This window comes from Aureimonas sp. SK2 (assembly GCF_029813115.1).
GTDB lineage: Bacteria > Pseudomonadota > Alphaproteobacteria > Rhizobiales > Rhizobiaceae > Aureimonas.
The window spans coordinates 23,840-37,327 of the sequence record NZ_JAPZDS010000020.1 but is presented as its reverse complement, the minus strand read 5'-3'; the positions used below and the strand labels follow the sequence as shown (position 1 = coordinate 37,327).

At 64.7% G+C, this 13,488-nt stretch carries 14 protein-coding genes; 9 read left to right on the top strand and 5 right to left on the bottom strand.

Annotated elements, in window-relative coordinates:
• Positions 1 to 65: 65 nt before the first annotated feature.
• On the top strand, positions 66 to 563 hold the full coding sequence (locus O5O54_RS19650) for a DUF922 domain-containing protein (protein ID WP_279483553.1): 498 nt from the start codon (positions 66 to 68) through the stop codon (positions 561 to 563).
• On the opposite strand, the gene icmT is transcribed toward O5O54_RS19650, so the two are convergent.
• The 5 genes from icmT to O5O54_RS19625 are packed head-to-tail and all read right to left on the bottom strand — an operon-like array spanning position 549 to position 5,159.
• A complete protein-coding gene (gene icmT, locus O5O54_RS19645) occupies positions 549 to 956 on the bottom strand; it encodes an IcmT/TraK family protein (protein ID WP_279483552.1) in 408 nt (135 codons plus the stop codon). The two genes, O5O54_RS19650 and icmT, sit on opposite strands and share 15 nt — an antisense overlap.
• Before the next feature lies 1 nt (position 957).
• A complete protein-coding gene (locus O5O54_RS19640) occupies positions 958 to 2,514 on the bottom strand; it encodes a DotG/IcmE/VirB10 family protein (protein WP_279483551.1) in 1,557 nt (518 codons plus the stop codon).
• Positions 2,514 to 3,578 (bottom strand): DotH/IcmK family type IV secretion protein, encoded by a 1,065-nt coding sequence (locus O5O54_RS19635; protein WP_279483550.1) that lies wholly within the window; start codon positions 3,576 to 3,578, stop codon positions 2,514 to 2,516. The genes O5O54_RS19640 and O5O54_RS19635 overlap by 1 nt, the downstream gene beginning before the upstream one ends.
• Positions 3,559 to 4,197, bottom strand: a complete 639-nt coding sequence (locus O5O54_RS19630; protein WP_279483549.1) for a type IVB secretion system apparatus protein IcmL/DotI — start codon at positions 4,195 to 4,197, stop codon at positions 3,559 to 3,561. The genes O5O54_RS19635 and O5O54_RS19630 overlap by 20 nt, the downstream gene beginning before the upstream one ends.
• Positions 4,194 to 5,159, bottom strand: coding sequence for a thioredoxin fold domain-containing protein (locus tag O5O54_RS19625; RefSeq protein ID WP_279483548.1), 966 nt, complete (start codon positions 5,157 to 5,159; stop codon positions 4,194 to 4,196). Before O5O54_RS19625 ends, O5O54_RS19630 begins: the two co-directional genes overlap by 4 nt.
• 212 nt (positions 5,160 to 5,371) lie before the next feature.
• On the opposite strand from O5O54_RS19625, the gene O5O54_RS19620 reads away from it, so the two are divergent.
• From O5O54_RS19620 to O5O54_RS19585, 8 genes are all read left to right on the top strand, one after another.
• On the top strand, positions 5,372 to 6,004 hold the full coding sequence (locus O5O54_RS19620; RefSeq protein ID WP_279483547.1) for a hypothetical protein: 633 nt from the start codon (positions 5,372 to 5,374) through the stop codon (positions 6,002 to 6,004).
• A gap of 65 nt (positions 6,005 to 6,069) precedes the next feature.
• Positions 6,070 to 6,546, top strand: a complete 477-nt coding sequence (locus O5O54_RS19615; RefSeq protein WP_279483546.1) for a hypothetical protein — start codon at positions 6,070 to 6,072, stop codon at positions 6,544 to 6,546.
• Positions 6,547 to 6,553: 7 nt separating this feature from the next.
• On the top strand, positions 6,554 to 6,928 hold the full coding sequence (locus O5O54_RS19610) for a hypothetical protein (protein WP_279483545.1): 375 nt from the start codon (positions 6,554 to 6,556) through the stop codon (positions 6,926 to 6,928).
• Positions 6,929 to 6,933: 5 nt separating this feature from the next.
• Positions 6,934 to 9,954, top strand: coding sequence for a hypothetical protein (locus O5O54_RS19605; protein WP_279483544.1), 3,021 nt, complete (start codon positions 6,934 to 6,936; stop codon positions 9,952 to 9,954).
• Complete coding sequence (locus tag O5O54_RS19600) at positions 9,951 to 10,841, top strand: hypothetical protein (protein ID WP_279483543.1); 891 nt, start codon at positions 9,951 to 9,953, stop codon at positions 10,839 to 10,841. Before O5O54_RS19605 ends, O5O54_RS19600 begins: the two co-directional genes overlap by 4 nt.
• Entirely contained in the window at positions 10,841 to 11,614 is a 774-nt protein-coding gene (locus tag O5O54_RS19595; RefSeq protein ID WP_279483542.1) for a hypothetical protein, read from the top strand. Before O5O54_RS19600 ends, O5O54_RS19595 begins: the two co-directional genes overlap by 1 nt.
• Complete coding sequence (locus O5O54_RS19590) at positions 11,611 to 12,195, top strand: hypothetical protein (RefSeq protein WP_279483541.1); 585 nt, start codon at positions 11,611 to 11,613, stop codon at positions 12,193 to 12,195. The genes O5O54_RS19595 and O5O54_RS19590 overlap by 4 nt, the downstream gene beginning before the upstream one ends.
• The gene (locus tag O5O54_RS19585; RefSeq protein ID WP_279483540.1) at positions 12,192 to 13,343 is read left to right on the top strand and encodes a hypothetical protein; all 1,152 of its coding nucleotides are present in this window, start codon (positions 12,192 to 12,194) and stop codon (positions 13,341 to 13,343) included. Before O5O54_RS19590 ends, O5O54_RS19585 begins: the two co-directional genes overlap by 4 nt.
• Positions 13,344 to 13,488 lie beyond the last annotated feature (145 nt).

Sequence of the window (13,488 nt, the reverse complement as noted above, 5' to 3'; positions counted from 1 at the left end):
CTACGCGAGGCCCGTTCGCAGCGATTGCGTTGTTCGCTGCTTCGGCTACGGCCGAAGCAGGAGCCGTGGTCGCTCGTGAGATCGAGACCTATCCGGTCCACGGCAGCACCATCGCGGAACTGCGAGCGTCGGTGATTGACCAGTCGCGAATGCTTGGCGCCGGAGCGCATGGGGCGGCTTCCGCGACGTTCCGTTTCGAACCCGAGCTTAGCTACGTCCAAGCCATCGCCGGCTGTGTTCTTGGAAGCATCACCGTTCGTCTGACGGCCACGATGGTCTTGCCAGAATGGGTCTCATCGCGCGGCGCGGATGAAGCCACCGTAGCCGCTTGGCGGCGCTTCCTGAACTACGTAAGAGCGCACGAGGAACGCCATGCGGTGATCGCGGCAGAGTACCGCGCGCATATGGAGACCGAGCTGGAAGCGATTGGAGTGATGCCCGACTGCCAAGCTGTCGGGCGGGAAGCCGTTGCCGTCGTCGCCGAGATCGAACGTCAGCACGACGAGGCACAGCAACAGTTCGACCGCGCCGAGCGCGATCGATCGTCACTACTCGGCCGGTAGAGGGGAGGGGAGGGGAGCCTTCCCTTTCGCGGCATTCCCGGCTGGCTTGGCAATCGGAAGCGTCCGTTGGCCAGCTCGTCCGATCAACGGATGCCCCTCGAACCCGAAATCCACGGCCGCCCGATACTGAGACCTTGGCCGAGCTGGGCGGATAGGACCGGCCAGCCGGGCGCGGATGCCCCGGATCGAGGACGAGAAGCGGTAGCCGTAGAGCTCCATACCCCAAAACGCCGCGACCCCGATAAACAGCAGCAGAGCGGTCCATAGGCGTGCGTGGAGGAACAGGAGCGCCACGAAGAACACCAGCCTCGCGTCGAAGATCGCGAGGCGGGGATTGCGCATCGTGTAACGCCACTCGATCGGCGTGCCGAAGATCCCGTCGTCCTTGTCCATGTCAGAACCGTTGGACGTTTTCGGTGAAGAGGACGCCGATCAGCTTGCCCGCGTTCAGACGCACGATCGGACCATCCGGTCCAAGATCCTCGATCTCGCTCGCGAACTGGTCGCCAACCTGGCCCGCAGCGGCATAGAGGCCCTCTTCGATCCGCGGCTTGGGTCGAGCGATACCGGCGCCGCTGAGGCCAAGCGGAACGATGGTCGTTTGGGTCTGCGCCAGCGTGTTGCCGAGGCCGCTGAGAAACGCACCGGCAAGCTGCGGTCCGTAGCGTTGAAGGAAGCGAGCATCGTACTCGGACTTGACCGCCAGGGTGCCCTTCGCGGGATCGATGGCGTAGGCGCTGGCGTCGAGGTTCGTCCCATCGGGCAGAACCACGCGATCGAACTGAACGACCATGGCCGTCGTCTCGTCGTTCTCGCGGAACGTGCCGATCAGGCGGCTCCCCTTCAGGGGGCCGCGCATGACCTTGGCAACGACCGGCCCTGGCGTGTCGGTGTCCGCCCCGTTGACGATCACGGCGTAGGTCATGGAGCCGGCGGTGGCGTAGTAATCGCCCGAGAACACCTGCTGTCCGGCGCCGTATGGCTGTCCGGTTGAGACCTGCAAGCGAGGCTCGTCCTCGCTGGGCGCGACGGACAGGTAGGGGAGCGACGTGTCGAGGTCGGCCTGGTAGCTCGTCTCCTGCGGAATGGTTTCGACGGGCGAGGGATTGCGGCTGTGCGTGGCCTGACGATCCCGCTGCGAGCGACCGTCCCGCAGAACCTGCCGATCGGCTTCGTCCACGTAGTCGCCGACTTCGAGCTGGCTGCGGTTACGCGAGCTGCTCGAGGTGGTCACAGTCTGCGGGGAGCCCGGCGCACGCACCTGGACGCCCGTGCGGCGTCCGTCAGGCGCCTGATAGAGGTCCTGCTCTATGACGATCGTGCTCTTGGCGGGACCAGCACCCCATGCACCAGCCGCCCCCTTGGCTTGACCCGCCATGCGCTTGGCCATGGCGTCGATGCTCTCCCAATCCGTCTCCGGCTGTGGCGGCATCTGGTTTGCGACGTTGGAGACGAGGCGGTCGCGATAGACGATCCTATCCTTGTACTCGACCTTGCGCTCGTTCGCAGGCGGAAGAGTGGGCGCGACAACGGGGATAGGCTCCTTGGGTGGATCGATCGGCCGCGTCGGCTCATCGGGAGTTGCCAAGAAGCTCTGGTCGGGCGTGCGAGCCGCTTCTTCCGAACCCTGTTGGTTCGAGGAGGCGAGTGAATTGCGGTAGCGCTCAGACGAGGCGAGCTGCTCGCCGGCAGGGGTCGTGTTGATGTTCTCAGGCGTGCGGACCATCCGCGAAGACGGGCTCTCCTCGCCCCGAGAGAAGACGACGAAAACGGCGCCTGCAACACCGGCCATCAGCATCGCGCCAAGGATCACAGGGGCCTTGCTGCGCCGCGGCTTGGACCGATTGATCGTGCCAGCACCCTTGCCCTCGAAAGCGGCGTCAGGGCTGACGATCTTAGCCTCGTCGGCCGCCGCATCGGTGTTCTCGTTGGCGGAGGTATCGTCGCTCATCACTTGGAAATCCTGACCTTGGTCATCTGGCCGTTGCGCGTAATCAGCACGAGCGGAGCGGGGCGGAGGCGATAGGCTTTGATCCCGCCCGGTCCCGAAAGGGTGGCGGACCAGGACGGGGCCTGAAGCGTCTGGTTCGTGCGGACGTAGAGATTGCCGTTGAAGTGCCAGGCCGCGACGTCGCTATCGTCCGTGCTGAGGCGCTGGGCGGTCTTCGGGATGTCCGACCCTTGAACGAACGCCATCATCAGCTCGTCGGAGGCGTTCTGCTTGGCTTCACGGGTCTGAACGGCAGGGACGATCGCGTTCGGGCCTCGCCCTGCCACCGAAAGATCTAGACGGTAGTGCGAGCGTGCCTCGTTGGTTTCGAGGTCAATCACGAGGGGCTGGTCTTCGTTGACGAGCGAGACTGCGAGGTTGGAGTAGCCGTGAACCACCAGCGGGGCGACCGCGAGCTGGTTGGATCCCTCCTGCATCGCGTTGACCTGGAAGGCGTCCTCGCGGCCGATGACAAACGACGCGATCGGCCAAGGCGCTCCGGTCTGATCGAAGAACGAGATGATCGAGACCGTGCCCGGAGACGTGTCGAGCTGCGGCGTCGGCCCGCGCGTGTCGAGCGACACGCGCAGGGACTGGCTGATCGCTTCAGGGCGAATGCCGCTCGGCGGCGCGGCTGCGGCGCGTTGGCTTTCGTTCAGCCGGCGCCGATAGTCGCGAATGAGCGAGGGATCGAGCGGAAACTGGTCGCGAAGGGACTGTCCGTAGGCGGTGATCTCTTCGGGCGTCAGCGGTCGGTCGAGATCATTGAGGCTGTTCAAAAGGCGGCGCGACTGGGTAGCCTGTCCCGAAGCCGAGCGCGCAGCCGACGATCGGGGAGGCGGGACATTCGGTTCGACCGACGTGGCTTCATCATTAGCCGCGGGAAGATCCTCAATTACCTCATCCGGCGGATTGACGGGCGTCGTGATGACAGGCGATTGCGCGAGCGCCGTCGATGCGGTCAGCAACGCGACCAAGAAGGCGGCCGAGAACGCTCGCACGGACTTACCCGCCTGCTGCTGCATTGAACTGCGAAATGGCGATACCATAGGGCGTCTCGTAGGTTGGAAGACGGGTGAGCCGCACCGTGACCGTGTTGGACTGGCCGGTGACTTCGGAAGCGGATTGGTAGGAGATGCGGATCGGCATCTGGACGATCCATTCGTAGCTACCGGTGGCATTCACACCTTGCCTGACGATGACCGGCGTCGATGCGGTGGCACTGGAGTTGAAGCGCCCGTTTCGGACGAGATCGAGGGCCTTCGATCGCTGAACGGCTTCCACGAAGGAGTTCCAACCGTCAGGCTGGCTGAAATACTGCTGGGACTCCTGAAACTGAGCCCGGTAGTTGTCGAACGAGTAGGTCAGCGAGTTCGTGACGGCTCGAACGGAGAAGTTCAGGACGTCGGCCGCGGACATATGTGGCCGATCCAGCGGCGTGAGCAGCTGGATCTGACCGTTCGACGTGGTGGCGAAGTAGCGAGGCTCGGGCCTCGCCATTGTCACATACAGGGCGACCGACGTGCTGACGACAGCGGCGGCGGTCGCGCAGGCGGCATAGATCGTCATCGCCCTGAGTGCGGCTTTGTAGGTGTTGGAGCGGACCAGCACGCTCTCGGCATTGCCGTAGCCCGCGTTGCTCATGGCTTGGGCTCCTGGGCCGCCGTCTGGACCGAGCCGCGCACCGGGATCGCAGCGGCCAACATGCTGTCCTTCACCTCACCGAACTCGACCTTCGCGCCTTCGGCCGTGTTGTAGATGTAGAAGGGCACGCCTTGGATGCCGTTGCCGCGCATCCACTCGACGTTGCGCTGGAGGGCGCGAACGACATCCGGCTGGATTTCTGACGGCTGGAGAACCTTAAACGTGCTGACGGTCGAGGTCGTCTTGGACAGCTCGTGGTTCATGAAGTCCGCGCCCGGTGTCGGGCTTTGCAGGATCGACGCCGCTTCGAACACGGCCTGTTGGCTGCGGATCGGGGCCAGGATGACGCGAAGATCGATGTCGCCGGCTTGGATCTTGTCCTTCAGCATGTCGACGGCGACCGCGCAGTGCGGGCAGGTCGGGTCCGCCATGAAGAAGATGACCGGCGCACCGGGCTTCGGCGTTCCGGCGCTGAACCACGCGCTGACGTCGATCGCCTGCTCGAGGAGCTGGTCGAGCGACTGCGCCTTTTCCATCACGATCGGCGGCGTAGCTCCTGCGGGCGCGGCCGCTGAAGCTGCGGAAGCGAGCGGCGAGGGCGTGACCGCTGCTGGCGGCTGCAATGCCGGCTCTGCCGTCTGAAGCTGCAACGGCGAAGCGGGGGAGGGGGTCATGGCCTGCGGCGCCGCAGCCGGGCTCGCCGGCTGCGCGGGGGGCATCGTGAGCTGTGATGACTGAGGATTGGGCGGGATCGTCTGCGGCCGCGACAACCCGGAAAGGGCCAAGAGGGCAGAGGAAATGTCCTGACCCTGCGGGCCGATCACATCTCCGACGACCGTAAAACCATCTTGAGTTGTGACAACTACGCGCTGCTGGCCGCCCTCTGACACGATCCACGACTGGAGCACGCCAAGAGGCACGCCCGGTCGCACATCCGTGAACCGCGACAGGCTGCTGGGCACGGAAATAGGAGCCGCTCGCTGATCCTGAGCGAGGGCAAAAGGTGTAGCAGCCACGCTACACGCCAGGACTACGAGTAACCTTACCATCCGATTTGCCGCCTCACGCACGCCTAACTTGTGTTAAAAAAGGGTTAGGTGCCTGGCAGGGCGCGTGCAAAAACGTGACAAACAAGACATAGCATAAGCGTACGGGAACGCAAACGGGGTTCGGAATGGCAAGTGACATCGTTTCCCGTTGGGAAAACAACAAGAGCGAAAGGAAGTCAGAGCGTAAGCGCCTCGCGCTTATTTCTCTTCTAGTCGTTTGTCCTTTGATCCTCGGTGGCGCTGTCATCGCAAATTACGTCTCTGGCGCGGTTGAAACATACGATCCGATCCAGACCAATAGTATTGCATCGGAGTTAAGGGCCGCTTTAACCCCGTCCCCGAAGCCCTCGAATGACGAGCTTCAGAACGCATTAGCGGTGTTTGCCCAACGCCTTGACGTCGTAGAGGCGGAAAACAAGCGGCTGAAGGAAGAAATGGACGGCCTTCTTAATCACGATGGCGTGATCCAGAAGCTCGCGACCCATATCCGGGCTCTCCATGCTCAGAACGAAGCGACGCGGCGCGATGTGGTCGGCGCTCTGACGCAGCCGGTGGAAGAAGATCCGGCATCGGAGTTCCCCATCGAGCCGGACGCATCTGGAGTGTATGGCGAGGAGACGCAACAGCCGCAGCTTCTCACGCGGGCGAAGCATACTGTCGTCACCCCGGCGGCGGTGACTGAAGCGCCTGCGCCGGAGAAGGCCGCGCCAGCCAAGAAGCCCGCCAAGGTCGATCCCGAAGAGGGAGCGACGAACTGATGCAGGGCTTTGCGGACTTCATCCAGCGCGTCAGCGACATCGTTCCTCCGCTCCAGGCCCTCCTGGTGGCGTTCTGCTTCATCGCAGGAACGGTGCTGCTGATCCGCGGGGTGTTGATCGCAGCCCAGCATGGCGACACGCCAAGCCGCTTCGTGTCGGGCTCCCATTCCAAGGGAGCGGTCATCGCGCATTGGGTGATCGGGGCTTTCCTGCTGGGGCTACCCGCCGTTGTCGGTGCCTCGCTCGAAACCCTGTTCATGACCTCCACGGCCGCTCAGCCGACGGAGATTTTCGCCTACGCGCCGGAAGCCATGCAGTCGATGACGAACGACAACGCTCGCTCCATCGTCGTCGCGCTCCTGCGCATCGTCCAAATCATCGGCCTCATCGGAATGATCCGGGGCCTGTTTCTTCTCAACGCAGCGCCGGTTCACCCAGGCTCCGGTCTCGTTGGAAAGGGTGCCACGCACCTGATTGGCGGCACGCTCGCCATCAACATCGTGGTGTTCGTCGGAATGATCGAAAGCCTGGTCGTAGGGTAAGGGTCTCATGAAGAAGCTTCACATTCTCGCCGTCAGCACCGCCATGATGGCGCTCGCGGGCACCGCCAACGCTCAGGAAGCCGGTTTCGGCGGCACGATGGATACGGTCCGCACGGGCTTCCTCGGCCCGATGGGCGACTTCCTGCTCGCCGCCGCCTTCATCTGCGGCGTCATCTCGGCGATCGTCGCGATCACCGTTCTCTGGAAGAACAGCCGCAACAACCACGATCCCAACGCTTCGCCGATGGCCGCCTTCAAGTGGGGCGCCGCTGCCGCCGCGCTGCTGGCACTGCCGGTGTTCATGGGCCTGTCGGTCGACACGTTCTTCGGTGACGGCGGCACGCGCTCGTCGATCGACGGCACGCTGCGCGAAGTCGAGTAAGCTCCTTGTCCTTGCTCGATGGGGTTGCAAGCTTCCTTGGCCGGTCGGTCTTCCGCAAGTCGCTGGACGGCTACTGCCGTCTGATCTCGACCGAGAACGAGACGACGTTCGTCTCGGACGATGGAAGCCTTGCCAGCCTCTTCGAGCTCGACGGGTTCAGGTCTCTGCCTGGGCCGTTGGAGATTACTGAGTCCGTCGAACGGCTCCGGGTCGCGTTGAGTGCCTATCTCACGCGGCCCGGACATTCGATCGAGTTCTTCTTCACGCAGTCGCCCGACCTCGGGCACGAGGAGATCGCTCGCGCGATCCGCCATACGCGGCGGAACGCGGAAGATACGGGCCTCGACCTCGACGACATTCTCTCGGAGCGCCTCGCGCTCCTTCCCCTCAAGCTGTCCGGCGAACGCTGCTACCTGACGCTTTGGTCGCGCCCGTCCTTGATGACGCGCACCGAAAGCAAGGAAGCCGCCAACGGCGTGTCCAAGCGCCTGAAGGGCTCGCCCCCGATGCGCGAGGGCCAGTTTCCGAGCCTTGCGCTCGATAGCCTCCTGACGCGCCACATGAGCGTCAGCGACGCGCTGGTGCGCGAGTTCTCGACCCAAGGCATCGTCCTCAAGCCGCTGACGACCCATGAGGGTTTGTCGGTCATGCGCGGGATCATGAACCCCGCCTTCATGCCGAACGGCAAGACGTGGAAGGGCACGCTGCCTGGCGACTACGTGCGCGCCCGCATGCCCTCGCGCGAGCGCGAGCTGAGCCAGGGCGACGTGACGAACCTTCTCTGGCCGATCATCGCGCGGCAGGTGATGACCGAGCACGGCGAGGTCCTCGACCAAACGACGGTGTGTCTCGGCGACTACGTGTTCTCAGGCTTCGACATCACGCTCGGCCCGGAGGTCGTGGTCGAGTTCAACCAGCTCATCCGCAGCGTCTTGGAAGGCGAGGAGCGCATGTCCTGGCGCTGCTCGATGATGGTCGACGCGGGCGGGTTTCAGGGGCAGGTCTTCAAGCAGCAATACCTCCAGCTCTTCACCTGGGCGGCCCCGATCTCGAACACGCGGATCAGGGACGCTTTCGAGCGCCTTCGCAAGAGCGATGGGGCGGGCGATACGGTGGTGCGCTGGCGCGTCTCGTTCGCCGTGTGGTGCGACAAAAGCGAGGAAGTGAAGCTTCGCCGGCATGTGGCGCAGCTCCGCCGCACGGTGGAGCGGTGGGGCAACTGCCAGACGGACGCCCTTTCGGGCGATCCGATGGAATGCGTGATGTCCTCGGCGGTCGGGATTTCGGCCGCCTCGACGGCGCCGGCTGCCTCGGCATCCTTCTCCGAAGCCTTGGCGATGGCGCCGATCGCGCGGCCCGCAAGCCCGTGGTCGCGCGGCGCGGTTCTCCTGCGCACGAAGGACGGCAAGCTTTGGCCCTATCAGCCGGGCTCGGCACAGCAGCTCTCTTGGGTGGACATCATTACCGGCACGCCGGGGGCCGGTAAGTCCGTTCTTCTGAACACGATCTGCTTTGCGGTGGCGCTGAGCCGGCAATCGGGCCGCTCGGACGACAACGGCGGTCTCCTGCCGCGTATCTCGATCATCGACATCGGGCCGTCGAGTTCGGGCCTGATCCTCATGATCCGCGATGCGCTTCCCGTGCATCGCCGGCATGAGGCCGTCTACCATCGCCTGAAGATGGACGGCTCGAACGCGATGAACCCGTTCGACACCCAGCTCTTCCTACGCTTCCCGCTGGCGCACGAGCGCGCGTTCCTCGTCAACCTCGTGACGCTGATCTGCACGCCTGACGGCGAGGAAAAGTCCTATGATGGCATGTCGCAGGTCGCCGCCGCCTCGATCGATGCCGCCTACCTCCGCCTCTCGGACGAGGGAGCGAAGAAGTTTCAGTATACGGAAAGCCACGAGGTCGACGCGGCGCTGAAGGCGCTAAGCTTTCAGAGCGACAAGCAGACGACGTGGTGGGAAGTCGCCGACTTCCTCGGCACCAAGGGCAAGCTGCACGAAGCGGCGCTTGCGCAGCGCTTCGCAGTGCCGGTTCTCTCCGATCTCGTCCTCATGGCGAACGAGGAGACCGTCTCGGAACAGTTCCGCGACATGCGGACCCCGACCGGCGAGACGGTCGTGCGCGCGTTCCAGCGCATGATGACCTCGGCGGCCCGAGACTTCCCGATCCTCGCGCAGCCCACACGCTTCGACCTGTCGAACGCTCGCATCATCTCGCTGGATCTCGCGGACGTCGTGACGACCTCCGGTGCGCAGGCGAAGCGCCAGGCGGCGATCATGTACATGGTCGCCCGTCAGGCGACGACCACCGACTTCTGGCTCGATGCGGACGAGATCCGCGGCAAGACGCTCCACGGTGACTTCGCCGAAGGCGCCCGCGCGCTGCATCTCCGGCGCGTCGAGAACAACCGGCAGATGGCCAAGCTCTTTGGCATGGACGAGTACCACCTGACCGGCGGGCTCGGCATTCGCGATCAGATCGTTCAGGACGTGCGCGTCGGCCGAAAGAACGGCGTCCAGATCCTCCTCGCGTCGCAGCTCCTTGAAGACTTCGACCCAGCCATTCAGGAGCTGGCTTCGACCTTTTGGTTCTGCAACGTCCCGACCGAGAAAAGCCGCGACCGGATCTGCAAGGACTACAACCTCGGCCCCTCCATCAAGGAGGTCATGCGCGGGCTCACGGGACCGACGGCTGATGGCGCCCCGGTCCTCGCCATGATGAAGCTGCGCAGCGGCACGTATGTCCAAGAGCTGGTGAACCAGCCGGGGCCGAACGAGCTATGGGCGCTGTCGACGACGGCCGAGGACGCCGCGTTGCGCCGGATGCTCTACGATCGTCTCGGCTCGAAACAGGCCCGGGCGATCTTGGCGAAGCGTTTCCCGGGCGGCTCTGCCCGCGCCACGCTGGAGCGCCGCCTTTCCGATCTGGAGGACGCAGGCACCGCGATCGACGATCGCGCGCGCGAGAACGTCGTCCAGCAGCTTGCCGATGATTTGGTGCGTGAGGTGTCTCGATGAAATCCAGGGGGATGTTCGCTGCGGGGGCGGCGATCGGCGTCATGCTCGCCATGACGGCGCCGGGTTTTGCGCAGGAAGGCGTCGGCCTCGAAAAGGTGCGGTTCGAGAAAGAGGACCGCACGGCCACGCAGATTGCGCGGCGGATGTATCAGCCGGAGTTTCAGTACGTCTCGGCCGAGCGGATCTGGCTGCGCGACCCGGTTGAGGGGGCGACGGACCAGTTGGCCGTCAAGATCGGGTTCGGACCGAGCTGCGAGCGGGACTGCTCGGTCGCGGTTCTCTACCACACCGGAGGCGAATGGGCCGAGGTATGGCGGGGGCCGGGAAAGGAGATCGAGCTCGGCGAGGTCGACGAAGTGACCGGCCTCAAGTCGATCTTCTCCAAGAACCGGGAATGGCAGTGGGGCGGCGCGAAGTACGAGCCGAACCTCTATGGCGGCTATCCGACACGGCGACCGGCGACCGAAACCGAAATGCGCCTGGCGGTCGAGTGGCTGAATGCCAACCAGCCCGACGTCGCCGGCACCTCGGACGCCCCGACGATCGACGCCCTCGACGTCAACCTGATGAACGGCGACGAGACGCTGATCTTCATGCAGGGCATCGCGGTTTGCGGCAACGACGAGTGCCCGCTTCTGGTGACGGACGCCGGCAAGGTCATCCAGCAGTTCTATGCGATCGGACCCGACGCAGGCGTTGGTGACGGACGCACGGATGCCAATGGCTTCCGCGCCCTGGAGATCCAGACCTCGCAGGACGTGTCGGTGGTCAGCGCCACGACGGGCGAAACGCTCGAGCACATCCTGCCGATGGACGTCATCCCTGCCGGCACCCCGCGCGTCATCGCCGAAGCGCCGCCTTCAACGCAGTTGCCGGAGCTGCGGTGATGAAGCTCCTTCGCGCGTCCCTTATCATCGCGGCTCTGGTTGGAACGACCGCGCTGGGCTTTGCCAGCGAGTCCTACATCAACAACGTTTCGGGCGCCGAGTCCGGCGGCAGTTACTCCGTCTTCAACCACGCGGGCACCACGAAGGCGCTCGGCCGATACCAGTTCATACCGTCCACCTTCGCCGGGCTGGGCTACATGACCTATACCGGCGGCGCGAAGCGGGAATGGTCGAGCTACACCTTCACGCCGGAAGCGCGCGCTGCGGGCGTGAACAACCTCAACGACCTGCGCTACACGCAGGCGGGCAAAAATCTGCAAGACGCCGGCATGAAGCGGTTCACCGATCGGAACCTCAATGGGTTCAGCTCGACGACGCGCGGCGCGATCGGCTCGAAGGTTGCGGGTCGCCCGATTACGACGGACGGGCTTCTCTCGGCCGCGCACTTCCTGGGCGGTCCCGGTCTGAACCGGTGGGCGGCCTCCGGCTTCAGCCCCTCCGGTCTCAGTGCCGATGCGATCCGGGCGAACGGCGGCAGCGCCACCAAGCTCAACGAGTACCTCCTGAACCGCATGGGCAAGCATGCGGGCGAGACCTGGGTGGGCGGTGGCGAAGTGGAGTGGGCCGGGGGGACCGGCGACACCACGAACTACTACCAGGACGGCATGTACGACGCGACGGAAGGCTTCCCCGGTCTCGGGTCGAAGCGCGCGGTAGTCATTCAGGAAACGCTGCCGTTCCAAGGGCAGCGCGCGAATTTGGGGGGGTCATGATGTTGGCTCGTGGTTTTGCGATCGCGACGATCGCGGCGATCGGCGCGTTGCCGGTCGCGCCTGCGCAGGCACAGGACGCGATTGCGCAGCTTTTCAAGAACGCTGGCGCCGGCTGCGATAGCAGCGTGGCGTCGACGCTGACGGAGGCGATCCGATCTGGCATCGAGGCCGAGGTGAAGCGCGCCGAGGCGGCGCTGAAGCTGCCGGCGGGCGTCTCGGGTCTCGGGTGCCTGGATGATCTGTTCTCGATCAACCTCGACACCATGATCTCGCTGCCGAACCTCCAGTCGCTCCTGAATGGGGCTGTGGCGGGCGCCGAACAGCAGCTCTGCTCGTTCGCGCAGGAGAAGTGGGCCGAGATCACCGAGCCTCTGACGGCCGCCTTGCAGCTTCCGAGCTTCGATCGGTTGGGCATCCCTGGCTTCAGCGGTTCAGGTGGCGGCATGCAGATCCAGTTCACGACGCCGACTGTGGGCTTCGGCTCGCAGGGCGGAAGCCCGAGCTTCTACACGCGCGAGGATCTCGGCGAGGGCACGCAGCTCCGCGACGAGTACGAGCGCATCTATGGGAGCGGCCGATGAAGCGGTTTCTCGCGCTGGCGGCGCTCACCGCCTCCACGGCTCTGTTCGGGGGAACGCAGGATGCCGCCGCGGTCTGTGACGGCTGCGTCGTCAGCGCCGTGAACAATCTGCGAGTCGACCTCGGCCGACGGGTCGATGCGACCACCGCTGCCGTCCAGCAGGCGCAGCAGGCGATCGTTCAAGCCCTCGGCCAGAGCACGGCGCAGCTTTCCGGCTATGAGACGCGCACGGCAAAGTCGCAGCAGCGCGTCGAGGATGCCGCGCAGCAGAACGAGACGATGCGTCAGCGCTACATCGCGCGCGCGAAGGCCGAGGGCGGACGCTACGATCCGGCGGCTTCGGCCTGTACGGATCTGTCCGGCATCATCCAGTTCGGCGGCGGCGGCGGCGGCGGGGGCGGCTCGGAAGGCGTTGGCGGCAATGATCTCGTCAACTCGTCCCGCAACTGGAGCCGCGGCAATGGTCGGGAGGGCCAAGCCGTCGCGGCAGGCGGGCTTTCCGTCGCACAAGTGATTGTCGCGGACCGCGAAGCGCTGCAAGGGCACGGTGGACGCCTCGATCCGACGACGGATCTTCGGCTTCTGCTCGATGGACAAACCCTCGACACGTCCGATGAAAAGACGGCTCAGGCCGCCGCACGCCTTCTGAACAATGTCGTCGATCCGACCCCCGCGAGGCCGTTGACAAAGGACGAACTTAAAACGCCGCAGGGCAAAGCGCAGCTAGCCGCTCGTCAGATTGACGAGGCACGGCGCTCAGCATCTCACGCGACGTTCGCCTATCTCGGCGATCTCGCTGCGCCGTATGGCGGCAGCGGTATGGTCGAATGGGCGAAGAAGGCCGCACCAAAGACCTATCCCGAGGAGATTGGTGCGAAGGTCTCGAACCAGCAGGTCATCGACATTTTCGTCCAGTCGCGGTTTGCAAACCCTGATTGGCATCAGCAGCTCGCGACGATGGCCCCTGAAGCGGTTTCGCGCGAGATCGCACTAACGAACGCGCTCAACCTCCATGTGAACTGGATGATGTTCCAGCTTCTGAAGCGAGATGCCGTCGTGAATGCGACCAACCTCGCGACAGACCTGGACAACCGGGACACATCGGGAACCGCGATCACGACCGGCTTCGATACGGCGGCAGCACAGTAGGATGGCCGATCCTCACCGAAAAAGACGCTGGAGGGTCTTCCGGGCACCGGGCGTAGACCTAGCGTCCAAGGTCGCCAAAGAGGGCTACGACGGGGCTGCGGAGGGGATCGCGTCCCTGCGCCCTAGATCGTTCGATCGGCGGGGG